General features: G+C 73.8%; 24 protein-coding genes. 18 read left to right on the top strand and 6 right to left on the bottom strand.

The genetic code is table 11. From position 1 onward, the window contains the following. Positions 1-28: 28 nt before the first annotated feature. Positions 29-1,153, bottom strand: coding sequence for an FUSC family protein (locus ACQPWW_RS18565; protein ID WP_433124216.1), 1,125 nt, complete (start codon positions 1,151-1,153; stop codon positions 29-31). Positions 1,154-1,412: 259 nt separating this feature from the next. Next, complete coding sequence (locus tag ACQPWW_RS18570; protein WP_433124217.1) at positions 1,413-2,042, bottom strand: TetR/AcrR family transcriptional regulator; 630 nt, start codon at positions 2,040-2,042, stop codon at positions 1,413-1,415. Positions 2,043-2,109: 67 nt separating this feature from the next. On the opposite strand from ACQPWW_RS18570, the gene ACQPWW_RS18575 reads away from it, so the two are divergent. After that, positions 2,110-3,270, top strand: a complete 1,161-nt coding sequence (locus ACQPWW_RS18575; protein WP_433124218.1) for an FAD-dependent oxidoreductase — start codon at positions 2,110-2,112, stop codon at positions 3,268-3,270. Here the strand turns inward: ACQPWW_RS18575 and ACQPWW_RS18580 are convergent. Next, complete coding sequence (locus ACQPWW_RS18580; RefSeq protein ID WP_433124219.1) at positions 3,267-3,692, bottom strand: NUDIX domain-containing protein; 426 nt, start codon at positions 3,690-3,692, stop codon at positions 3,267-3,269. The two genes, ACQPWW_RS18575 and ACQPWW_RS18580, sit on opposite strands and share 4 nt — an antisense overlap. Positions 3,693-3,701: 9 nt before the next feature. Continuing rightward, positions 3,702-4,682 (bottom strand): adenosine deaminase family protein, encoded by a 981-nt coding sequence (locus tag ACQPWW_RS18585; protein WP_433124221.1) that lies wholly within the window; start codon positions 4,680-4,682, stop codon positions 3,702-3,704. A gap of 237 nt (positions 4,683-4,919) precedes the next feature. On the opposite strand from ACQPWW_RS18585, the gene ACQPWW_RS18590 reads away from it, so the two are divergent. The 17 genes from ACQPWW_RS18590 (at position 4,920) to ACQPWW_RS18670 (ending at position 21,644) form a co-directional block, all read left to right on the top strand. Next, entirely contained in the window at positions 4,920-5,726 is an 807-nt protein-coding gene (locus tag ACQPWW_RS18590) for an LppM family (lipo)protein (protein WP_433124223.1), read from the top strand. Between the two features lie 112 nt (positions 5,727-5,838). After that, positions 5,839-6,174: a hypothetical protein gene (locus tag ACQPWW_RS18595; protein ID WP_433124225.1), complete on the top strand. Its 336-nt coding sequence runs from the start codon at positions 5,839-5,841 to the stop codon at positions 6,172-6,174. 12 nt (positions 6,175-6,186) lie between these two features. Further along, the gene (locus ACQPWW_RS18600; protein ID WP_433124227.1) at positions 6,187-6,795 is read left to right on the top strand and encodes a glycine zipper family protein; all 609 of its coding nucleotides are present in this window, start codon (positions 6,187-6,189) and stop codon (positions 6,793-6,795) included. Continuing rightward, a complete protein-coding gene (locus tag ACQPWW_RS18605; protein WP_433124229.1) occupies positions 6,792-7,490 on the top strand; it encodes a carboxypeptidase-like regulatory domain-containing protein in 699 nt (232 codons plus the stop codon). The genes ACQPWW_RS18600 and ACQPWW_RS18605 overlap by 4 nt, the downstream gene beginning before the upstream one ends. A 23-nt stretch (positions 7,491-7,513) precedes the next feature. Beyond that, the gene (locus ACQPWW_RS18610; protein WP_433124230.1) at positions 7,514-8,773 is read left to right on the top strand and encodes a phage tail sheath family protein; all 1,260 of its coding nucleotides are present in this window, start codon (positions 7,514-7,516) and stop codon (positions 8,771-8,773) included. Position 8,774: 1 nt separating this feature from the next. Beyond that, the gene (locus tag ACQPWW_RS18615; protein WP_355028749.1) at positions 8,775-9,257 is read left to right on the top strand and encodes a phage tail protein; all 483 of its coding nucleotides are present in this window, start codon (positions 8,775-8,777) and stop codon (positions 9,255-9,257) included. After that, a complete protein-coding gene (locus tag ACQPWW_RS18620) occupies positions 9,232-10,764 on the top strand; it encodes a hypothetical protein (protein WP_433124232.1) in 1,533 nt (510 codons plus the stop codon). Before ACQPWW_RS18615 ends, ACQPWW_RS18620 begins: the two co-directional genes overlap by 26 nt. After that, positions 10,764-11,657 (top strand): hypothetical protein, encoded by an 894-nt coding sequence (locus ACQPWW_RS18625; RefSeq protein ID WP_433124233.1) that lies wholly within the window; start codon positions 10,764-10,766, stop codon positions 11,655-11,657. The genes ACQPWW_RS18620 and ACQPWW_RS18625 overlap by 1 nt, the downstream gene beginning before the upstream one ends. Next, on the top strand, positions 11,654-13,246 hold the full coding sequence (locus ACQPWW_RS18630) for a contractile injection system protein, VgrG/Pvc8 family (RefSeq protein ID WP_433124234.1): 1,593 nt from the start codon (positions 11,654-11,656) through the stop codon (positions 13,244-13,246). Before ACQPWW_RS18625 ends, ACQPWW_RS18630 begins: the two co-directional genes overlap by 4 nt. Continuing rightward, positions 13,246-13,584, top strand: a complete 339-nt coding sequence (locus ACQPWW_RS18635) for a hypothetical protein (RefSeq protein ID WP_433124236.1) — start codon at positions 13,246-13,248, stop codon at positions 13,582-13,584. The genes ACQPWW_RS18630 and ACQPWW_RS18635 overlap by 1 nt, the downstream gene beginning before the upstream one ends. Continuing rightward, positions 13,581-14,015: a GPW/gp25 family protein gene (locus ACQPWW_RS18640; RefSeq protein ID WP_433124237.1), complete on the top strand. Its 435-nt coding sequence runs from the start codon at positions 13,581-13,583 to the stop codon at positions 14,013-14,015. Before ACQPWW_RS18635 ends, ACQPWW_RS18640 begins: the two co-directional genes overlap by 4 nt. Next, positions 14,012-16,672: a putative baseplate assembly protein gene (locus ACQPWW_RS18645; protein ID WP_433124238.1), complete on the top strand. Its 2,661-nt coding sequence runs from the start codon at positions 14,012-14,014 to the stop codon at positions 16,670-16,672. The genes ACQPWW_RS18640 and ACQPWW_RS18645 overlap by 4 nt, the downstream gene beginning before the upstream one ends. After that, on the top strand, positions 16,653-17,168 hold the full coding sequence (locus tag ACQPWW_RS18650; RefSeq protein ID WP_433124239.1) for a phage tail protein: 516 nt from the start codon (positions 16,653-16,655) through the stop codon (positions 17,166-17,168). Before ACQPWW_RS18645 ends, ACQPWW_RS18650 begins: the two co-directional genes overlap by 20 nt. Further along, complete coding sequence (locus ACQPWW_RS18655; protein ID WP_433124241.1) at positions 17,165-18,094, top strand: hypothetical protein; 930 nt, start codon at positions 17,165-17,167, stop codon at positions 18,092-18,094. The genes ACQPWW_RS18650 and ACQPWW_RS18655 overlap by 4 nt, the downstream gene beginning before the upstream one ends. Then, positions 18,091-18,552 carry a hypothetical protein gene (locus tag ACQPWW_RS18660; protein WP_433124242.1) on the top strand — a complete coding sequence of 154 codons (462 nt, stop codon included), beginning with the start codon at positions 18,091-18,093 and terminating at the stop codon, positions 18,550-18,552. Before ACQPWW_RS18655 ends, ACQPWW_RS18660 begins: the two co-directional genes overlap by 4 nt. A 47-nt stretch (positions 18,553-18,599) precedes the next feature. Beyond that, positions 18,600-19,355, top strand: coding sequence for a hypothetical protein (locus ACQPWW_RS18665; RefSeq protein ID WP_433124243.1), 756 nt, complete (start codon positions 18,600-18,602; stop codon positions 19,353-19,355). Between the two features lie 51 nt (positions 19,356-19,406). After that, positions 19,407-21,644, top strand: coding sequence for a hypothetical protein (locus ACQPWW_RS18670; protein ID WP_433124244.1), 2,238 nt, complete (start codon positions 19,407-19,409; stop codon positions 21,642-21,644). Between the two features lie 52 nt (positions 21,645-21,696). Here ACQPWW_RS18670 and ACQPWW_RS18675 read toward each other — a convergent pair whose 3' ends face one another. Further along, complete coding sequence (locus ACQPWW_RS18675; protein ID WP_433124247.1) at positions 21,697-22,071, bottom strand: cupin domain-containing protein; 375 nt, start codon at positions 22,069-22,071, stop codon at positions 21,697-21,699. A gap of 152 nt (positions 22,072-22,223) precedes the next feature. Further along, complete coding sequence (locus tag ACQPWW_RS18680; RefSeq protein WP_433124249.1) at positions 22,224-22,613, bottom strand: nuclear transport factor 2 family protein; 390 nt, start codon at positions 22,611-22,613, stop codon at positions 22,224-22,226. Positions 22,614-22,626: the final 13 nt, after the last annotated feature.

The following is a 22,626-nucleotide window of genomic DNA, read 5'->3' on the forward strand; positions in this document are numbered from 1 at the left end:
CAGCGCCCGGCGCACGCGCGGGGAGACGTCAGACGGCGGGGAGGCCGAGGGCTTCGTCGACGCGGGCGAGAACGGCGGCGTCGTCCTCCGGGTTGACGCCCCGCAACAGGTCGATGGCCGTGGCCCGGACCTGACCGATGATCATGGCTAGCGGGAGGGTCGGCGTGGCGCCGAACAGCTGACCGGCGGTGTGCACGGCGGCCAGCGCCGACTCGTCGGCCCGGGCGCCGTGCCGGTCGGCGGCCCCGTCCTGGCCGTCGAGGTCGGCGGCGAGGGCGGCGCCGGCCTGGCGGACGGCCTCGGCCAGCGATCGCAGGGCGGCACCCAGCTCGGGCGGCGCCGGGGTGTGCAGCCGGCTGAGGGTCACGCCGGCGCGGGCCAGCACCCGGACGTTGCGGACCGCGTAGTCGATCTGCCGGATCGACTCGTCCACCGACCTCAGCCGACCGATGTGCCGGCGTCGTCGGACGTTGAGCCGCAGTGCCTCACCGGCGGCCAGCACCCCGTCGCGCAGCCCGTCCACCCGGGCGTCCATTCCGCGGGCCTGCGTCAGCGCCGCGAACGCGGCGGCCTCGTCGTTGTGGTCCAGCGCGTCGGCGATCTCACCCAGCAGCCCGGCGAGTTCGTCGAAGGTCCGCCGCACCTCGGCGACCAGCGGTGCGAGGGGGTGCCGGGCGTCGACAAGCAGGCTGGCCGCGAGCGCGACCGCGCCGCCGACCAGCGCGTCGACGAAGCGGAACGGCACCAACGACCCGTCCGGCGGCGCGACCACCACCAGGTAGAGGGCGGAGACCGCGGCCTGCACCAGCGTCACGCCGGTGGCGCCGAAGGCCACCGCGAGCACGACGGTGAGCAGGATGACGGTGCCGACCGTCCAGGTGCTTCCCGGGCCGAGTGCCTGCACCACCAGGTCCGCGACGAGCACCCCGGCGGCGACCCCGAGCACGACCTCGACGGCCCGGCGGATACGTTGACCGCGGGCCTGACCGAGAACGATCAGCGCGGCGGCCGGCGCGAAGAAGGGCTGCGGGTGCCCGAGCAGCCGGGTGGCGAGCAGCCACGCCACTGTCGCCGCGACTGTCGCCTCCAGCACCGGCCGCCAGCCGTGCCGCAGCCGCCCACCGGCCGTCCGCAGCCCACCGAGCCGCACCATCCCCACCCTCCTTCCCACCCACCGGCCGGTCCACCACGACGACCGCATCGCGCCCGACGTCATACGCGATTCAGCTCCGAAGCGCCGGACCGGGCACCGCTTGCCAACCCGTGGCACCCCGGGGCGATCGTCTCCCATCACGCGACGGGCCAGCTCACCGGGGCTGCTCCGCGCCTGCCGCCGGGTACCGGCGCTCGGGGGTGCCGAGGTGCGGAGGGCTGGCGTGCCCGGGGGCACGATCGCCGATCGGGACGGCCTGTCACTTCCCGGTGAGGGCGCGCAGCAGCGTACGGACCGCGGCGCTCAGGTCGGCACGGCTGGCCGCGCTGCCGGGCTGCGGCGCGCTGAGCGCGCCCGCGCCGACCAACCGGTCGAAGAGCAACCCGTCCACGAACGCGACGAACTGGTCGCCCTGCCGATCGGGGTCGGCGGCCCCGGCCCGGGTCAGCAGGTCGCGGGCCTGCACCCGCAGGCCGGTGCCGTGTTGCAGGATGCCGCGCAGCTCGGGCCGGTGCACCGCCTCCAGCAGGCAGGCGTAGCGGGCCAGGGTTCGGCTGCGCCCGGTGCTCAACCAGCGGTCGAGCACCTCGGCGACGCCGACGGCGAGACCGTCGAGATCGTTTCCGTCGAGCCGGGGGGCGGGTGTCGGGGGCGGCGGACCGGTGGGCAGGTCGTGGTGCGCCAGGTCGGCTCGGTCCCGTTCGGCGAGCCGTCCCACCACGGCCTCGATCAGCGCCTGTCGGGTGCGCAGGTACGCGGAGGTGGTGCCGGGCGGCACCGCGGCCCGGCCGTCGACCGCCCGATGGGTCAGGGCCCGCATGCCGCCCTCGGCGATCAGCTCGATGGCCGCGTCGGTCAGCAGTGCGATCCGGTTCGTGCGGGCCGTCACGGCACTCCCTCCCTCCGATGGTCCGCAGGTAGTATCGCTCTTCTACAGATGTAGAAGGGTGGTCGGCATGGATGACGCACACGCGGTGGTGGTCGGCGCCGGCATCGGCGGGTTGAGCGCCGCGCTCGCCCTGCACCGGCGAGGGTGGCGGGTCACCGTGCTGGAACGTGCCGCCGAACCGCGCGAGATCGGCGCCGGACTGACCCTGATGGCCAACGCACTGCACGGGCTGGACGCCCTCGGCCTCGGCCCGGCCGTGCGTCGCGATGGGGCCGAGGCGCCCGGCGGGATCCGCGACCGGCAGGGACGGTGGCTGTCCCGGGTGGACGGGGCGGAGATGATCCGGCAGTTGGGCACCGCGGCGCTCGGCGTCCACCGGACCACGCTGCACCGCACCCTGCGCGAGGCGCTGCCCGGCTCGGTGCTGCGCACCAGCGCCGAGGTGGAGCACGTGGAGTCCGGCCCGGACCGCGCCGAGGTGCGCTATCGGGGTGCGGACGGCCCGCACACCCTCACCGCGGACCTGGTGGTCGGCGCCGACGGCCTGCGCAGCCGGGTCCGCGCCCAGCTCTTCCCGCGGCACCCCGGCCCGGTGTACGCGGGGTCGACGACCTGGCGGGCGGCCATCGCGTTCCCCGAACCGGTCCCGGCCGCGATCAGCTGGGGTCCCGGAGCCGAGTTCGGCATGGTGCCCCTCGGCGACGGCCAGCTCTACTGGTACGGCGCGCTCAACGCCCCGGCCGGCGGTCACGCCCCCGACGAGTTGGCGGCCCTGCGGAAACACTTCGGCGGCTGGCACGCGCCCATCCCCGCGATCCTCGCGGCGACAGCGCCCGGGGTCGTCCTGCGCCACGACATCCACTACCTGGCCGAGCCGCTGCCCTCGTACGCGCGGGGACGGGTGGCGCTGCTCGGTGACGCCGCCCACGCGATGACGCCGAACCTCGGGCAGGGCGCCGGGCAGGCCATCGAGGACGCCGTGGTGCTCGGCGCGGTCTGCGCCGACGGCGCGGAGGGGGTGCCGGCCGCCCTGGCCGCGTACGACGGGCAGCGCCGCCCGCGTAGCCAGGCCATCGCGCGGGCCGCCCACACCGCCGGCCGGTACGGCCAGCAACTGCGCAACCCTTTCGCCGTCGCGGCGCGCAACACCGCGTTGCGCCTCACCCCGGGCCGGGCCGCCCTGCGGGGGATGGCCCGGTACGCCGACTGGCGACCCCCCGCCGGCTAGACGAGCCGGCCGGTGAACGCGGTGTAGTCGGGCGCGGCGAGGAACCGGGTCAGCACCTCGTGGGTGCCCGGCGTCCAGGGACGACCGTTGAGCACCTCGTCGCCGGGCACGAAGACCATCGCCGCGCCCTCACCGAGCACCACGTCCTCCTGTCGGGCCCGGGTGGAGCCGAGGAAGTAGTGCATCTCCCGACCCAGCTCGGGATTCGGCTGCACGGCGACCAGGCGCAGCGGCCCGTCGGCGCGCAGGCCGGTCTCCTCCCACAGCTCCCGCTCGGCGGCCTGCTCCGGCGTCTCCCCCGCCTCGGCATGGCCGCCGGGCAGCCCCCACACGTCCGGGTGGTGCATCGCGTCGGCGTCGCGCAGTTGCAGCAGCAGCCGCCCGTCGGGATCCACAAGCAGCACACACGCGACGATAATCACCAGCTCAGCTTAGGCGGGTGTGCCGACCTGGTACGCCTGCTCCCCCAGCGCCACCAGCCGCGCGTGGTCGGCGGCGTCCGCCAGCACGCCGCGCAGACCGGCGGCGAAGGCGGTCGCGGCGGCCACCCCGAGCTGGGCGGCGAACGCGTACTCGTCGGCCAGGGTGATATCGAAGATGGCGGGGTCGTCGGTGGACACCGAGCAGGTGACCCCGGCGTCGGTCAGCACCGTCAACGGATGCGGACGGTCCGGTCGGGCCACGCCGAGGCGCAGGTTGGAGGTGGGCGTCACGTCCAACACCACCCCGCACGCCGCCAACTCGGCGACCAGTTCCGGGTCCTCCACGGCCCGCACCCCGTGCCGGATCCGGACCGCGCCCATCTCCAGCACCTCGCGGACCGCCTCCGGCCCGGCCGCCTCGCCCGCGTGCGGCACGAACGGCAGGCCGCCGTCGCGGGCCAGCTCCACCATCCGGCGGTACGGCGCGGTCGGGTGCCGCCCCTCGGCGCCGGACAGCCCGAAGCCGACCACGCCCCGCCCGGCGAACCGGGTGGCGATGCGGGCCGCGCTCTCGGTGAAGTCCACGTCGTGACCTCGGCAGACCTGCGGGGTCAACCCGATCGACACCCCGTACGACTCGCGGGCCTCGGCCGCCGCGTCGACAAGGGCGGCGAGCAGGTTCGCCCAGCCGGCCAACCCGAGCCGCGGCTCGGCGTCCACTATCGGTTCCAGGTGGACCGCGCCATCGCGGCCGGCCTCCGCGGCGTAGGCCAGCAGCGCCCGCTGGTAGTCCCGCGGTGTCCGCAGCACCGTCGTCATCGCGTTCCAGGTGGTGATGAAGTCGTACAGGTCGTCGAACGTTCCGGGCGTCTCGGCCGGCACCGGGAGGTGATGGCCGCGGGCCAGCGCGGCGAGCAACGGCGGACGGACCGTTCCCTCCAGGTGGACATGTAGTTCGATCTTCGGGGTGTGGCGCTGAGTTGGCGTCATCGCGATCCTCGGGGGTGGTCGAACGGGTGCGTCCAGCCTGCCCCAGCCCGGCCCGGACCGGCCTCCCCCGCGCGGGGGATCACCACCGCAAAACTGTTCCTGACCCAAAGCTCCAGAATAGTCAATTGCGCCCCGGTCGACAGCGGTCACATATGACAGCGCGTCGGTACAATCGGCGACTGCCTTGTGACCGATGGCTGACTGCTGATGGTGAAATGGATCACACACACTGAGCCCATGAACAGGAGAGTCAACCGCGGTAAGGCACTCCGCGTCGCGGTGTGTCTCCTTCTGGTCGCCGCGCTGAGCGGCTGCATGCAACTCAACATGGGGCTCACCGTCAACGCCGACGACACTGTCGACGGGCAGTTGCTGCTGACCGCCGAGAAGTCCGTGTTGGCCTCGCAGAACAAGAACATCGCGGCGGCCTTCGCGGAGCTGCGGCAGAACATTCCCGCCCTTCCGGCGGGGGAAGAGACCGGCTACGAGGACGACAAACTCTTCGGCTCCCAGATCAGTTATCGCAGGGCGCCGCTGGCAGGTTTCGACACGGCGAGCGTAAAACTGGTCCGGGACGGCGACTTGTACCGTTTCACGTTGCCGCTCGATCCGTCGAAATACGGCGGAAAGGTGGCGCAGCAGAATCCGCAGCAACAGCAGGCGTTCCTCAAACTGATGTCGTTCGAGATCTCGGTGACATTTCCCGGCCGGGTGATCGACAGCAATGGCGCCGTCAACGGCCGGTCGGTCAGCTGGAAGGTCGACTCCAACCAGGACAAGCCGACCGAGCTACGCGCCGTCGCCGAGGCGCCGCCTCGACCGTCCACCTCGCCGGTCGCCGCCGCCGGTGACGACGGCGGGATCGGATGGCCGTTGATCGTCGGCGGTGTGCTCCTCCTGCTGCTGCTCGCCGCGGGGGGCGTACTCCTGCTGCGACGCCGACGCCCCACCGCGCCGGCTGCGCCCGGACCGACCTCGCCCGGCCCGACCTCGCCCGGACCGACACCGCCGGGCCCGCCCGCCGGCGCCCCGGGACCCGGTTGATCCACCCGGTGGTCGGCTCCGCCGGCCACGCCCGGACCCGGTGCTCTCACCGGGCAGCACCGGACCTCACCACCACATCCCGGTCGCACCATCGCAGAAAAGGGGGATCGTCATGAACGATCTCTTCACCTGGGCAGCCCTGGGGAGCATCGCCGGCGCGAGCGCCGCCACCCTGCTGGCCACCAACGTCATCGGCGGGCTGATCGGCCCCGGTGGCGACAAGCTCCGCAAGTGGATCGCCATCGCCATCGCGCTCCTGCTGTCCTACGTGACAGCGGCGTTCGCCGACGAGGCCGGCGGCGAGAAGTGGGTCATCGCGTTCTTCAACGCGCTTGTCATCTTCTCCGCCGCGCTCGGCGTCAACCAGTTCCCGCCCGGCAACCGGCAGGCGACGCCAACCCAGGTCGCGAGCGGTCGCGAGCCCCGAGTCTTCCGATCCTGGGTCTGAGGGGATGACGTCATGATCTTCGGAATTCTCAGCGCGGCGGTCCAGGTCATCCTCGGCGCCCTGTTCGGCTTCCTCGCCGGCGGCCCGATCGGGCTCCTGGTCGGCGCCGTCGTGGGCCTGCTGTTCGGCGCGGTCTTCGGCTGGGCGGTGACGTCCGCCGGGGTGTACGCGGCGGACGCCCGCGGCATCTTCCTCTTCGTCGTCGACCACACCTGGAGTCTGCTCAACACTGTCGTCGGCGCCATATACCTGACCGTGCACCTGGTCTTCGGGCACTCCCTGGACCGGCCCACCTCGGCGGGCAGCGGCCGGGTCAGTGTGGTGGAGGGGGTCTCGCCCCGCTACGCCACCACCATCGGCACCGTCTGCGCCGGCTCCAGCTCGGGCATCCAACGGCACGAGGACGTGCACATCTTCCAGGGTCGGCTGCTCGGCCCGCTCTACATCCCGCTGGTGCTGGCGAACTACGTCCTGTTCACCATCGCCCCGGTGTGGCTGCTCTACCACGACCACACCAACGCCCCGATCAACAGGTTCGCCAGGTACTTCGAGATCGGGGTCTACCCGCACGTGTGGAACGAGGCCATCGCGTACCGGATCCAGGGGACGCCGCCCCGATGAGCGACAACGGGCGCGGACCGATCGAGACGTGCACCGCCGAGTTGGCCGCCTGGCTGACCGGCGCGGCGGGGGAACCCGTCCCGATCGGCCCGCCCCGCACCGGCGGCGACGCCACCGGCCTGACCCTCTGGCCGCTGGAACTGCGCCCGGCCCGGCAGACCCCCTCCAGCGGCGCGGTCCGCGAACCGTACCGGTTCACGGTCCGCTACCTGCTCTGCGTGACCGGGCCGGCCGGGCTGCCCCAGCTGGACCGGGTGCTCACCACCGCCACCGGTGCGGGCAGCTACGCGGTCGTCCTGGAGGCGGGCGACGCGGCACTGTGGACGGCGTTCGACGCCGCACCCCGCCCGGCGCTGCTGATCGACGTACCCGCCCAGGTCACCCACCCGACCCCGGCCGCGCCGCCGGTGCGGCAACCGCTGCGACTGCGGCAACTGGAGGTACGCACCCTCACCGGCCGGGTGGTCGGCCCCGAGGACCAACCCCTCGCCGCGATGCGGGTCGAGCTGGCGGCCACCGGGTCCGCCACCCGCACCGACACCAACGGCCGGTTCCAGCTCGTCGGCGTCCCGCACGACCCCGAACACCCCAGCCCGACCCGGCTCCAACTGACCGGGCGTGGGCTCGTCCTCACCGCCGACGTCGACCCCGGCGAACCCGACCTCGTCATCGTCTGCGCGCCACCGACCCACTGACGCCCGCCCACACAGGAGGACCGATGCCCAGCTACTTCTCCCCCGGCATCTATGTCGAGGAGGTCCCCAGCGGCGCCCGACCGATCGGCCCGGCGAGCACCAGCATCGCCGCCTTCGTCGGCCTCGCCCCGAACCGTGACGCCCAACTGGGCCGAGCGGTGCCGGTCAACAACTGGACGGAGTTCCTGCGACTCTTCGCCGACGGAGAACGGGTGGAGAGCACCCCGCTGGCCCGAGCGGTCTTCGGTTTCCTGGACAACGGGGGCGCCCGCTGCTGGGTGGTCAACGTCGGCGAGGGCGGCGCGATCACCGGCACCGGGCAGCGGCGCGGAGGCCTGCAACTACTGGAGGCCATCGACGAGATCTCCATCATCGCCGCACCCGGCTTCCACGACGTGGTGTCGCACGAGGCGCTGCTCAGCATGGCCGAGCGGACCCGCACCATGGTCGCCATCTGCGACCCCGCACCCGACATCGACGACATCGCCGCGTTGACCCGGGTCGCCACACCGTCCTCCGGCAAACCCCCCAAGCCCGCCGAGGGTACGGGCGGCGGCTCGGCCGGTCCCGGCGGCGGCGCGGCCCAGCCAGGCGGCTCCGGCGGGCACGAGGGGGCGGCGTACCGACCCCGGCAGTCCGAGTTCGGCGCCTTCTACTATCCCTGGCTGCGGGTCCGCGACCCGATCAGCGGCGAGTTGGAGCTGACCCCGCCGAGCGGGCACCTGGCCGGCATCTGGGCCCGCACCGACGCCCTGCGCGGAGTGCACAAGGCACCGGCAAACGAACCCGTCCGCGGGGCCGTGGACCTGGCCTACCTGGTCACCAGGCCGGAACACGACGTGCTCAACCCCAAGGGCGTCAACGTGATCCGCTACTTCGCCGGGGAGGGCATCCGGGTCTGGGGCGCCCGTACGCTCGCCGCCGAGGCAAGCGAGTGGCGTTACCTCAACGTCCGGCGACTCAGCATCGCCATCGAACAGGCCATCGCCAACGGCACCCGGTGGATGGTCTTCGAACCCAACGACTTCACCCTCTGGCGCTCGATCCGGCGCGACATCGGGGCTTTCCTCACCCGGGTGTGGCGCGACGGCGCGTTGCTCGGGCGCAGCCCCGAGGAGGCGTTCTTCGTCAAGTGCGACGAGGAGACCAACCCGGCGGATGTCCGCGACGCCGGCATGGTGATCGCCCACATCGGCATCGCCGTCGTCAAGCCCGCCGAATTCGTGGTGTTCAAGCTGAGCCAGTGGGCCGGCGGCACCGAGACCGAGACGATCGGAGGCTGACATGCCCACCACAGCCACCCCGCAACCCGGCGCCCCGGTCGACCCGTACCGGGCGTACAACTTCCGGTTGCTCATCAACGGCGTCACCAACGGCCACTTCACCGAGATGACCGGGCTGGAGGTGAACATCCCCGGGCAGCCGTACCGGGAGCACGGCCTGGGCCGGATGCGGATGGTGCCCGGCCAGGCCGAGTACGAGCCGGTGACGCTGCACTTCGGACTCACCGCCTCCCGCGAGCTGTGGGACTGGGTGAACGCCACCGCGCAGGGCACCCTCAACCGGCGCAACGTCTCGGTGGTGCTGCTCGACTCGGTCGGGACCGCCGAGGTGCTGCGCTGGAACCTGATCGACGCCTGGCCCACCCGGTGGCGTGGCGCGCACCTCAACACGCTCAGCCACGAGATCGCCATCGCTGCGTTGACCCTGCGCTACGAGGGTCTGGAGCTGGAGACCGGCGGTGCCACCGCGCCGACACCCGCGTAGCTGGCTGGCCGGCCGGCTGCGCTCGGCGGCCGGGGCGGTGCAGCGCCTCGCCGGGCGGGTCGAGCCCGCCGGGCAACCCTCACCGTCGGACGCGCCGACGCCGGCGCTGTCGACGGCGGCGTCGGCGGTGGCGGTGGCGGTGGATGCGCGGCCGACGGCACCGCGCCGCTTCGGCGAACCCCCGCAGCACTGGCTGGACCTGGTCGCCGCCCACGCGCCCGGCCTGCTGCACGATGTGGACCTCGCCCGGTCCCCGCGCGGCTCCGACGACGCGCAGGTCCGCGACGACCGGCCCGGCGATCCCGGGGCGACCGCCGCCGACGCTGCGGGACCCGCCACGCCCGGCCCGTTCGACGGCACCAGCAACGCGACGGGTACCGGCAGCGCGACGGGCACCGGCGCTGCTGGGGGGCATGGGTTCGCGGGTCAGGACGGGACGCGCTCGGCGATCGGGACCGGTCGGTCGGGCCGCTCGTCACCGACGGGCGTCGAGCCGGACGGCACGGGGATCGCCGACGCCCGCTCGGCCGGCACGGGGGCCGGCGACGCCCGCATATTCGGCGCACAGACCGGTGACGCCCGCTCATTCGGCACGCGGGCCGGTGACGCCGGACCGGACGGCACGCGTGCCGGCGACGCCCGCTCATTCGGCACGCGGGCCGGCGACGCCGGACCGGACGGTACGGGGATCGGTGACGCCGGCCCGGTTGGCGGCGGCGCAGCGCCCCGAACCCACGCGTCATCGCTGCCGGACACCTCGCCACGGGACGTCGGGCCGGGCGCGGTGGCGGGGCCGCAGGGATCGGTGCGACGGGACGGGTGGGGTGACAGCACCCCCGCACCCACCCGAACCACGCCCCGCGCCACCCTCGGTTCGCTGTGGTCGGACCCTGCCGCCGTCGCTGACGGCCGGTCGGGTGGTCCGCACCCGGTCCGGGACGACCCGGCCGGGTCGGGTGACGGCCCGCTCCGGAGTCGAGCGGGCCAACCCGGGGCGGCGGACGACCGACGCGGGTTTCCGAGCGGTCCGGCTGGCCCTGCGCCGGGCCCGACACGGCTGTCGCGACCGGGTGGGGCGTCGGAATCCGACCCGGCCGACGGGAGCGCGGCGTGGACGCGTTCGGCGGGCGCGACAGTGCCGGCGGGCGTCGGGGGCACGACGATCGACGGGCGCGCCGCGGACCGATGGCCCTGGCCGGCACTGCCCGACGAACCGGCACGGCCCGACGAACCGGCACGGCCCCGGCGGCCGGGTGGACACCCGCTCGGACGGCACGCCGACGAGACCGCCGCGCTCGGCGGCGGGACCCGGGCCGGTGGCTGGGGGCACGGTCCGACCGGCGGTGGACGGACGACGGGCGCCGGGCCATGGGCCGGCACTGTCGAGCCGGCACTCACCGACCCGTGGCCGGCGCTGCCGGACGACGCGACCCTGTGGACGGTGCCGGCCGACGCGCTGGACACCACCCAACTCGGTCGACTCGACCGGGAACAGGCGGGTGGCTGATGGAGCGCGTGGCGTTCCTCATCGACTCCTCCGGCGAGCGGGTGGACTGCCTGCTCAACCCGGAGACCGTGCAGGTGACCCGGCTCGCCGGCGTACGCCATCGGGGTGCCGGCGGCGGGCAGCTCACCGGGTCCGGGCTGGCCGACGACCCGCTGGTCTTCACCGGCGGCGGCCGGACCGAGCTGGTGCTCGACCTGCTGTTCGACGTCGAGTTCGTCCAGGCGCAGGTCCGTCCGGCCGACGTACGGGTACTCACCCGTCCCCTGTGGATGCTCGCGGAGAACTCGGCCGCCGAGCATGGTTGGCTGCGCCCGCCGCTGGTTCGCCTGGTCTGGGGGAAGACCTGGAACGTGCCCGGCGTGATCATCGCGGTGGCGGAGCGGTTCGACGCGTTCACCGGCACCGGCTCGCCCCGGCGTTCCTGGCTGCGGCTGAAGCTGGTCCGCGCCGCCGAGACGGCCGACCAGGCCGAGGCCGGCTTCGCCGAGGAGTTGGCAGCGACGAGCACACCGACCGCCGCACCGGGCAGCGCGGTGATCGCGGCCGGCGACGGCGCGGCGGAGCCGGGCCGTTCCGGCGTGCGTTTCGACCTGCTGGCCAACGACGCGCTCGGCTCGCCGCTGCGCTGGCGTCTGCTTGCCGAACACAACCGGATCACCGACCCGCTGGCGGTGCCGGCCGGCACCACGCTGGCCGTGCCACCACCCGCCGGCACCCGCCCCGGCGGCGTCCCCGGGAACGGCTCGGCCGTCGCCGGTGCGCTGGCCGGGATGGCTCAGGCGGTGGCCGGCGCGGTACGCACGGGCGCGTCGCTCGCCGGCATCGGGCCGGGCACCGCCGACGCCACCGCGGCGGTCAGCCCCCGGCCGGGCAACCCCGGGGGGACGCCGTGACAAGCGTCGCGCCCCGCGCCTTGGTCGTCCTGCTCGACGGCGTCGAGCTGACCGGCGCGGCCCGTCAGCGGATCCGCTCGCTGCGGGTGGCGGCACGGCTGGACCAGCCCACCCAGGCGGAGCTGGTGCTCGCCACCTCCGTCGGCGTGGGCGCGTTCGACCCGGCCGTGCGCCCCGGCACGACGCTCGACGTCCGGCTCGCCGACCAGGACGACGCCCTGTTCGGCGGGGAGGTCACCGCCGTGGAGGTCGAGTACGCCGGCGACGGAGCGGCGGTGCTGCGGCTGCGGGCGTACGACCCGCTGCACCGGCTGCGCAAGCGGCAGGGATTGCGGGTCTTCACGTCGGTGACCGCCGTCGAGCTGGCCCGGGAGTTGTGCGGCGCGGTGGGGCTGGAGGTGAGCGCGGAGGTCGACGGGCCACTGGTGGACCGGTTGTTGCAGCACCGGCACAGTGATCTGGAGCTGCTGCGTGAGGTGGCCGGCCGGGCCGGGCTGCACCTGGCCGCCGACGGCGACGCGGTCCGGCTGGTCACCCTCGCGGGCTACGGAGAGCCGGTCGCGCTGGCCCTCGGCGCGAGCGTGCACACCCTGCGCCTGTCCACAAACGCCGACCAGGCCAGCGGTGCCAGCGCCGCGCTGGGCTGGCACCCGCAGCGGGCCGAGGTGATCAGCCAGCAGGCCGACGAGGCGCGGTGCGGCCGACCGGCGTTCGACCGACCGGACCCGGCCGATGTCGGCGCCGACGGGGTCCGCACCGCGGTCGACCAGCCGGGCCGCAGCGACGACGAGTTGGCGGCGCTGGCCCAGGCGCGGCTGGACACCCGGGCGGCCACCCTGGTCACCGCCGAGGGGGTGGCCGAGGGCGATCCGGCGCTGCGGCCGGGCCGACGGGTCGACCTGAGCGGTGTGCCCGACCCGGTCGCCGGGGCGTACGTGCTGACCGAGGTGGTGCACACCGTCGACGGCAACGGGTTTCTGACGCGGTTCTCCACGGTGCCGCCGGCCACCCCGGCGGCCCCGCCCGGCGCGGCGGTGGTCACCCTCGGCACCGTCACCGACGTCGCCGACCCGGACGGGTTGGGCCGGGTGCGCCTGACCCTGCCGGCGTACGGGGACCTGGACGCCGGCTGGCTCGCCGTGCTCTGCGTCGGCGCGGGGCGGGGCAAGGGTCTGGTGGCGCTGCCGGATCCGGACGACACGGTGCTTGTGGTGCTGCCCGGTGGCGAGCCGGCCTCGGGCGTCGTGCTCGGTGCGCTGTTCGGCGCCGTCGAGCCGTACGACGCGGGCATCGACGACGGCCGGGCGCGGCGCTGGACGCTGCGCAGCGCCGGCGGGCAGTCGATCGTCGTCGACGACGTGCGGCGCAGCCTGCGACTGGCCACCGAGGGTGGCAGCTATCTGGAACTGACCCCCGATCTGGCCACCCTGCACGCGGCGTCGGACCTGGTGATCTCCGCTCCCGGCCGGGCCATGGTGGTCCGCGCCCGCAGCGTGGACTTCCTGCGTGCCGAGTCGACCGAGGACCCGACCACCGCGGCGCGGCAGGCCCGTTCGCTGGCGCGCGCCCACCACGAAGGAGGCGGCTGATGCGCTGGATCCACAGTGACTCCGTGATCACCTGCGATCACGACGGCCGGGTCGAGAACCGACCCTCGCAGCAGTGGGTGACAGTCACCGGCGTACCCGTGCTGGTGGACGACGACCCGGAGGGGCGCGACATCACGGCCTGCCCCAACTACGGCCCGACGATCAAGCCGTGCGGCAGGACGGTGAACGTCCGGGTCGGCTACAGCGACTGGCTCCGCGTCGACGGGCAGCGGGTAGTGCTGTCCCACCTGGAGGGGTTCACCGACGGCACCCCACCGGGGCTGGTCCACCACACCGTCCGGGATCCCCGCCAGCAGTTCCTGGGGTCGGACCGGTGAGGGCCTTCCGCTTCGTCGGCGCCGGCTTCGACGCGGGGCGCGGCGGTGGCCCGGCCCTCACCGCGGCCGGCGGCCTGGCGATGACCGAGGGCGACGAGAGCGTACGGCAGGCGCTGTTCCTGCTCCTGTCGACGACGCCGGGCGAGCGGCTGATGCGACCCGGGTACGGCTCCCGGCTGCACCGGCTCGTCTTCGCGCCCAACGACGACACCACCGCCGGTCTGGCCATCCACTACGTCCGGCAGGCCATCGCCCGGTGGGAGCCGCGGGTCGAGGTGATCGACACCGACGCCGGCCCGGACCCGGACGACGCGTGGCGGCTGGTGATCCGGTTGGACTACCGGGTGCGCGCCAGCCTGACGCCCGGGCACCTGGTCTTCTCCGTGGATCTGCTCCCCGCCGACGAGCCCGCGCAGGGAGGACCGTCATGACGCTGCCCGTGCCGCACCTGGACGACCGCGGGTTCCTCGACCTGGTCACCGAGGCCCGGGAACGCATCCGGCAGTCCTGCCCGGCGTGGACCGACCTGTCGGCGCACGACCCCGGGATGGCGCTTGTGGAGGCGTTCGCGCACCTGACCGAGGTGATGATCTACCGGTTGAACCAGTTGCCGGAGAAGGCGTACGTCTCGTTTCTGAACCTGCTCGGGGTCACCCGGCACGCACCCACCGCGGCCTGGGCGGACGTCCTGTTCACCCGCAGCGGCAGCGACCGGGGCGCCATCCGGATCCCGGCCGGGCTGCGGGTCGCGGCGGCGCGCGGCGCGGATCCCCGGCCGGTCGTGTTCGTCACCACCGAGCCGACGGTGCTGCCCGCCGACGAGACGTCGGTGACGGTACGGATGCACCACTGCGAACCGGTCGAGGCGGAGCTGCTCGGCGTGGGCACCGGCCAGCCGGGGCAGGTGCTGCGGGCCGCCCACGCGCCGCTGACGCACACCGCCGAGGCGCTGGACCTGCTGCTCGGCGTGGAGGTACCGGCCGGCACCGTCGAGTTGGGCGCGGCGGCCCGGGAGCACGACGGCCGCACGTTCGAGATCTGGCGGCCGGTGGACAGCTTCGCCGGGCTCGGCCCGCAGGCCAAGGCGTACCTGGTGGACCGCTGCTCGGGCACCGTCACCTTCGCCCCGGCGCTGGACCTGCGACCGCCGGCCGCGCCCGGCGACAGCGCGCCGGCCGGCCCGGCGCCGGTGACGGTGGCGGCGGTGCCGCCGGCCGGGCGGCAGGTCCGGCTCTGGTACCGCTCCGGCGGCGGACCCACCGGCAACGTCGCCGCGGGCACGCTGACCAGCCTGCGCGACCCGCTACCGGGGGTCCGCGTGGACAACCCCGCCCCGGCCGCCGGCGGCCGGGAGGTGGAGGCGTTGGAGTCGGTGCTGCTGCGCGGGCCGTACGAGTTCTTCGCCCAGCAACGGGCGGTCACCGCCCGCGACTTCGAGATCCTCGCCACCAGTTCGGGGGCGGTGGCGCGGGCTCGGGCGTTCACCCGGGCGGCGGTGTACAGCTTCGCCCGGCCCGGGGAGGTCGAGGTGGTGCTGGTGCCGTACGTGCCGCCGACGGCCCGCCCCGGTGGCCGGCTGCCGGTGGCGGTGCTGCGCGAGCACGAGGTGCCCGAGGCGCGCCACCGGGTGGAGGCGGACCTGGAGGAACGCCGGATGGTCGGCATCCGGTCGAGGGCCACCTGGGCCCGGTTCAAGGCGGTGTCGGTCCGGGCCCGGGTGGTGGTCCGCCGGGAGGAGGACGTGGACGCGGTCCGCCGCCGGATCCACGACCGGCTGCACCAGACGTTGAGCCCGCTGCCGACCGCGCTCAACCCGACCGGCTGGCCGTTCGGGGAGCCCCTGCGGGCGTCAAACGTGTACCGGCTGTTGGAGCACGCCGAGCCGGGCGTGCGCTACGTCGAGTCGGTCCGGTTCGTTGTCGACGAGGCCCCCGACGCCGAGGTACGCGCCCTCGCCGTCGACCAGTACCAGCCGCGCACCTGGTACGCCGGTCGCGGCCCGGTGCTGTTCCGTTCCAGCAACGGCGGCGCCGGTTGGGAGCCGGCCGGCCGGTTCGACGGTGAGACGGTGCTGCGGGTGGCGCCCGCGCCGGCGCCGGTACGACCGGGAATCGTCGCGCGCCCCGGCTCGGTGGCCGTGGTGACGCTCCGGTCGTCCGGCGGCTCCCGGGTGCACCTGAGCACCGACCTGGGCGAGACGTGGTCCCTGCTCACCGACCTGGATGCGCGGATCTCCGACGTGGCCTGGCTGGACCGCGACGGCGCGGGCGCGCTGCTGGTGGCCACCGACACCGGCCTGTACGAGGTGTCGTTGCTGCCCGGGGCGGTGCCGTTGCAGATCCTTGTCGACCCGTCGGATGCCGATCGGGGGTTCTACGCGGTGCGCGCGTTCGTCTCGGAGCGGGGCGCGCCGGGGGTGGCGGTGGCCGCGCAGGCCGGCTTCGGGGTGTACCTGTCGACAGCCGGTGGTCGACCGGGCAGCTTCGTCCACGTCGGCCTGGCCAACGTGGACAACCGGGTGCTCGCCGTGCAGTACGACGGCCCGGCGACGTTGCTGTGGAGCGGCGCCGGCGAGCCGGATCCGAAGAAGCCGGGACAGGGCTGTCACCGCACCCGGTTGTTCGAGTCCGATGTGAAGTGGCAGCCGGTGCAGGCCGGCTGGATCGGCGGCACCTGCCGCGACCTGGCGTTCGCCGGCCAGCTCGCGGTGGCGGCGACGCAGAGCGGCGGGGTGCTGCGGCTGGACACCCTTGCCGCACAGCCACAGTGGCAATCGGTGTCGGTCAACTGCGGGTTGCCGCTGCGGGACCGGACCCGGTTCGTGCCGGTGGACGCCATCGCCGTCGGCGGCCCGCCCGGCGGCAGCCCAACCGGCGACGGCACAGGCGGCCCGGCGGCCGGGGCGGCGGAGCGGCTGATCCTCGCCGGCGGCGAACGCGGCGTGCACCGCAGCGCCAACGCGGTGGACTGGACGCCCAGCGCCAACCAGGCCACCGCCGACGTGGTGACCGTCCCGGATACCTGGCTGCTCTGCTCCGGCGAGCACGACATCGAGGTGGTGCGCCAGGATGCGACGTTCGGCGATTGAACGGCTGCTGCCCGCCGCCTACCAGCGGGCCTGCGTGCCCGGCAGCGTGCTCTGGGCGCTGCTGGACGTGATGGAGGGGCTGCACGCCCCGGACGAGGCGATCCTCGCCGAGGTGGACGCCCTGTTCGACCCGTACCGGGCGCCGGACGGGCTGGTCGTGCGGTTGACCCGCTGGGTGGCGATGGACCACGTGGTGGCCTCGCCCCGGCCGGACGCCCCGCTGCCGCTGCCGGTGGGGCGGCTGCGCGACCTGGTGGCCAACGCCGCGCTGCTGGCCCGGTGGCGCGGCACCCCGTACGGCATGCGAAGAGCTCTCGAGGTGGCTACCGGGTTGAGTGGTTTCGCTCTGGACGAGCCAGCCGAACGGCCCTTCCACGTCGTGGTGCGGGTCCCGGCCGCCGCCGCCGGCCAACTCGCCGTGATCACCCGCATCGTCGAGGCGGAGAAGCCCGCCTCGACCACCGTCGAGATCGTCCTGGAAGAGGAGTCGTCATGACCACCGAATGGGCGGTCGTCGCCGCCGCCGAGCAGTTCACCCTCGACCCGCGCAACAGCGGCGAGCTGACGTTCACCGTCTCCAACCCGGGCAACGCGCCGGACACCGTGGTGTTCGACGTGGCGCCCGGTGACGGCTCCCAGCGGGCGTGGTTCACCGTCGCCGAGCCACAGCGGGTGGTACAGGGGCAGGGCTCGGTGTCGTTCCTGGTCAAGCTCGCCGTGCCCGCCGGCACCCCGCCTCGGCGTTACGACATGACCGGGTTCGCGTACTCGGCGAACACCGCGCCGGAGGAGAGCTCCCGGTCCAGCGGTCGGGTCACGTACGAGGTGCGGGCGGTCGCGCCGCCCCGGCGTACCCCGTGGTTGTGGATCGCCGCCGCGGCGGCGTTGGTGCTGGTGGTCGCCGGCGTGGCGGTGGTGCTGCTGACCCGCGACGGCGAGCCGGCTCCCGGCGAACCGCGGGTGGTCACCATCGAGGCGGAGAGCCTGGTGGACGGTGCGGTGGTCGAGTCGCCGCGGACCAGCGGGGCGGTCGTGGGGGCGCAGCCCAACTGCTGCGGGGTGACCTGGTCCGGGGACAAGCAGTTGTTCTTCCAGGGGTTGGCCATCGGCGATCAGGTCACCGTGACGGTCCAGATCCCGGCGGACGGCACCTGGCGCTTCGCGGCGACGCGGACCACGTCGTTCGACTACGCCAACACGGTCTTCGCGATCGACGGCACGCAGGTCGGCGGGGCGTTCCTCGGCTTCACACCGAAGGTGCAGACGACGGAGTTCCTGGACGTCGGCACGGTCCGGCTGACCAAGGGCCCGCACCGGGTCACCCTGGCGGTGGTGGGCAAGACGCAGGGCACCAACCGATACTTCGCGGGCGTCGACGAGATCCGGTTCACCGAGCTCGTGGCGCAGGCCGTGGCGCGATGAGCGGCCGGCAGAAGGCGCTGCTGGCGCTGTTCGCCGTGCTGCTGGTGGCGCTGTTCGTGGTAGCTGTCGGCGTGGGCGGCGACGACCGGGGCGATCCGGGGGCCCGGCACGGGCTTGTCGACCGGTTGGCGGCGCTGGGCGGCGAGCGGGCGGCGGTGGACCCGGCCACCGTCGACGCCGACTGCGCCGACGGAACGGGCCGGTTGACGTTCTCCGGCAGGTGCGTGGTGCGGGTCGCCGACCCGGGCGGGCTGCGCACCCTGGTGCTGCGCAGCGAGGCACGGTTCACTGTGGTCGCCCCGGCGCCCGGCGACGCCGACCTCACCATCCGCGACGAGGTCGAGCCGGCGCCCGACGGCACCGGCGCGGTGGCGAAGGTCGCCGTCGACCAGGCCACCGAGGTGGGCCTGACCTGCCCCGGCCTCGGTGGCTGCACCGTCGTCGTGGCCACGTCCTGACCTGATCACCGTGGCCGGGGACCTGGCCGGAATTGGAGGGTGCCGCCGTGGGTGACCTGCGTAAGCCGTTCCTGCTGCTGGCGATGCTCGCCATCGTCCTGGTGATCGGCGTGGAGCTGGGCGCCGGGCTGCTGCTGGGCGGCGCCGACGCCGGCGCGGCCCTCGCGGACAGCGCCGGATCGCTGGACGTGGACCTCGACGACGTGTCCGGGGTCAGCGAGCCGTCCGGCCGGGGCACCGGCTACCTGGCGTTGATCGACGTGGTGGCGGTCTGGAGCACCGCGCTGTTCTGCCTGGGCATGCTGCTGCCCGAACGCGTCCAGGGCCGGGTGCAGGGCGTCGCCAGCCTGATCTTCTCGATCATTCTGATCATCGTCGGACTGGTCGCGCTGGTCGTCGCGTTCGTGGAACTGTCCATCATGGTGTCGCTGTTCCTGGCGGTCCCGTTCGGCACGCTCGCGTACCTGGCGCTGTGGGGGTTCTTCCCGGTCGGTGACGCGGCGCTGCTGCTGGGGCTGGTGCTGCTGCTCAAGCTGGTGTGGGCCGGGCTGCTGGTGCTGGCCCAGCCGCGCTTCCTGCAGAACAAGGGCCTCGTCCTGCTGATCCTCACCACCCTGCTGTGCACCGTCGTCCTGGAGTTCCTGCACCACCTGGTGCCGGTGATCCTGGTCAGCATCGTCGACGACGTGGCGGCACTGGTCTTCGCGGTGATCGCGATCATCTGGGGGCTGGTGCTGCTGATCGGGTCGATCCCGGCGATCGTGAAGGCCATCCGGGTCACCGCCGCACTGCCGGCCCGTTGAACGTTTGCGGTATCGGCAACGGCAGGCTCATTTGTCTGTGACCCTGACGGCGTGGACAGGACGCCGCAGTGCGACGCAGTGGAGCTGCGCGTGCACGGCATCTCCGGAGTCAGCGCGGAACGGATTCTCGACCACCCGATCGTGGTCCGCGTCGCCGGGGACCCGCACGCGGGCTTCTTCCGGCCCCGGCCCGCGAGCGGCGTCGCCGGCGGGGCGACGGCCGGAGTCGCCGTCGAGGCGTACCGGTGGGGTTCGCTGACCGCCGGGGCGGCGGTACGGACGGCCTCGATGTTGCTGTTGCTGCCCTTCATGCTGAGCAACCTCGCGATCTGGCTGCGACCGCCGGGGCGGGACCGGTGGGGCCTGCTCGGCATGCTGTGCCGCCTGCTCGCCGGCACCCTCACGGCCACGTTCGTGCTGGCGATCGTGGGTGTCGCACTGGACCTGGTCGGCTGGCAGTGCGTGCCGTACCCCGGGTGCCGGGCCAGCCGCCCCTACCTGGCCTGGCTCTACGCGCTCCCGTCCGGCCCCCGGTTGGCTCTGCTGTCGGTCGTCCCACTGCTGGCGCTGCGGACCGTCTGGGCCATCGGCGCCCGGTCGGCGCGGGCCTTCGAGGGGTTCGGCCCGCCATCGGCGCAACCACTCAGCGGCGCTCGGACCGAGCGCCTCGCCGATGCCAGCTTCTGGCACGACGAGCAGACCACCGGTTGGCTGCGTCAGGTTCACGTGGCGCTCGGCGTCGGGACTCTGAACGTGGCCCTGCTCGCCGGCGTCTCGCCCGGTGGGGTCGGTGCGCCCGGTCACCTCGCCCTGTTCGGCGTGGCCGTCGGGCTGCTCGTGGTCGGCGTGGTCCTGCTCGCCCTGCCCACTCCGGCCAACCCGGCGAAGGCCCGACGGGTCCTGCGCCCCCTGTGGGCGGCCACCGCGGGGGTGACCGCGCTGTGTCTCATCTCCGCCGTGCTGGCCGGCGCGGCGCCGTCCGGCTCGGGCAAACTGCCCGGGTACGAGGGGGCCGCCGCCGGGGTGGTCGCCGCGCAGGGCGTCCTGCTCGTCGTGCTCACCGTCGTCACGTACGTCCGCCAACGTGCTGCCCGCGGCGACGACCGCCCTCCTCTGCGCGGGCTCGGCACTCCGATCATGGCGGCCGCGTCGGCGAGCGTCGGCGCGGCCTTCACGGCCACCCTGGTCTACCGTGTCGCGGACGTCCTCGACCACGGCGACATCCCCGATCCGATCCGGCCCAACGCGCCGATCGTCGGCCCGCTGGATCCGCCGGTCGCCTACTGGTGGGCCGCGCTCGCCGGGCTCGCCGCGCTGCTGATCGGCGCGGCGGCGACCTCGGCGACTCTCCTGCTGACCCGGCGTCGGCGACGTGGGCTGGCGGCGCGGATCATCGAGCGGGACTACCCGGACGTGCCGGCGGAGGACGCGAGCCGGCTGCGCCTCGTCCGGGAGGCCATCGCGCGGTCCCGGTTGACCGAGGAACTGGGCCCGGTGCTCATCGCGTTCCTGGTGATCGCGTCGCTCGGGCTGGCCACCGTCGCCTTCGACGTGATCGGGATCGGTCCCACCCAGCTCGCCGCCCGCCTCGGCGGGCACGGCGGCGCCCTCGCCGTCCTCGCCGCCTACGTCACCGACGCGGGCGTCTGGGTGATCAGCCTGATGGTGATCTGCCTGATGGTGCTCGGTTTCCGCGCGTACCGGTCGTCCCAGACCCGCCGAATGGTGGCGGTGCTGTGGGACCTCGGCACCTTCTGGCCCCGCACCGTCCACCCGTTCGCGCCGCCCTGTTATGCCGCCCGCGCGGTCCCGGAGCTGGCGAAACGGATCACCGGGCTCACCGCGCGAGGGCCGGTGGTCCTCTCCGGGCACAGCCACGGCTCGGTGCTCGCCGCCGCCACGATCCTGCAACTACCGCCGTCCGTGCGGGCCAGGCTCTCGCTGTTGACCTACGGCTCACCGCTGCGGCGCACCTACGCCCGGCTCTATCCGGCCTACCTGGGGCCGGAGACGCTCTGCGACCTGGGCGGGCGGATCGGATGGCGGTGGCGCAACCTCTGGCGGGACACCGACCCGATCGGCGGGCCGACCTTTCCCCGTGCCCCGGGCACCGCGCCGCCCTGCGCCGACCCAGCGGCCGGAGACGTCGACATCCGACTCCGTGATCCCCGCAGTCTGACCATCGACCCGGCGGACACCGTGCCACCTCCGATCGAGCGGCACTGGCCCTACCACACCCAGGCCGCGTACCAGGTGGCGGTCCGCGAGCTGATTGACCGGTCCCGCTGAGCGCACCGCCCGGCCCACCGCGGCGTGCCGGCTCCCGCCGGCCGGCACCGGTTCACTCCACCTTGGTGAGGAGCGGCTTGCCCTTCTCGACGACGTAGGTGGCCAGTTCGACAGCTACGGAGTTGCCGACATTGCGGGCCTGGTGGTGGACACCGTAGGGAACGGTAAGAGCATCACCGGCATTGCACACCACCGGCGGCTGGCCCTCGAGCGTGTACTCCAGCGACCCCTGGAGCACGCAGATGATCTCCTCGCCGGGGTGGAAGTGCTTGAACGGCGGCGAGTCCGGGGTGAACTCCACCCGACTCTGGATGACCTCCCGTCCAGGAATGCTGAGATCGTGTCGCTGGAGGTCGACGCGCCACAACCCGGGCGCTCCCTCCACAGCTGTCGGGCTGATGCCCTGCGGCCGATCCGCTCCGCTCATCACGGCCCCCTGTAAGCCGTCGCGCAGACGGCACCCGCTCCGGTTGGCGTATCCGCTCGAGGATATGGGGCTGCCGACCGGTCCGGGGCGAAGATGACCGACAAGGCGGCACCGGGACGTGCCGGCGCACGTCCCGGGCCGCCACGACCCGGTCATCGCCGAGCCGAGTCCCACCAGGCCAGATTGGCGGTCGCCTGGGCCACCGGTTCGATGATCTCCCACACCTCGGCAATCGACCCGTCGGCGATCCGAAGGACGTCAACGACCACGATCTCCGGTCCGCCGTCGGGCAGCCGACGCCGCGAGTGCACCACGACATGGTCGGTGTCGGCCAACAGGTGGAGGACATCGACCCGCATGCCGGCGGTCGGACCCAACGCGGCCCGGACCGCAGCGAGCCACTCCGCCTTGGTGGAGCGGGTCGAATCTGGCCGGTGGTGGATGAAGTCGTCGCTCAGAAGCGCGGCGAGCGCGTCGACGTCGCCCGTCTCGGCCAGCCCCGCCAGCGCCCGCTGGACAATGATCTTGTTTTCGGTGGTCACGGGAGCAAGTGTT

It is taken from the genome of Micromonospora sp. CA-240977, assembly GCF_050942285.1.
Classification (GTDB): domain Bacteria; phylum Actinomycetota; class Actinomycetes; order Mycobacteriales; family Micromonosporaceae; genus Micromonospora.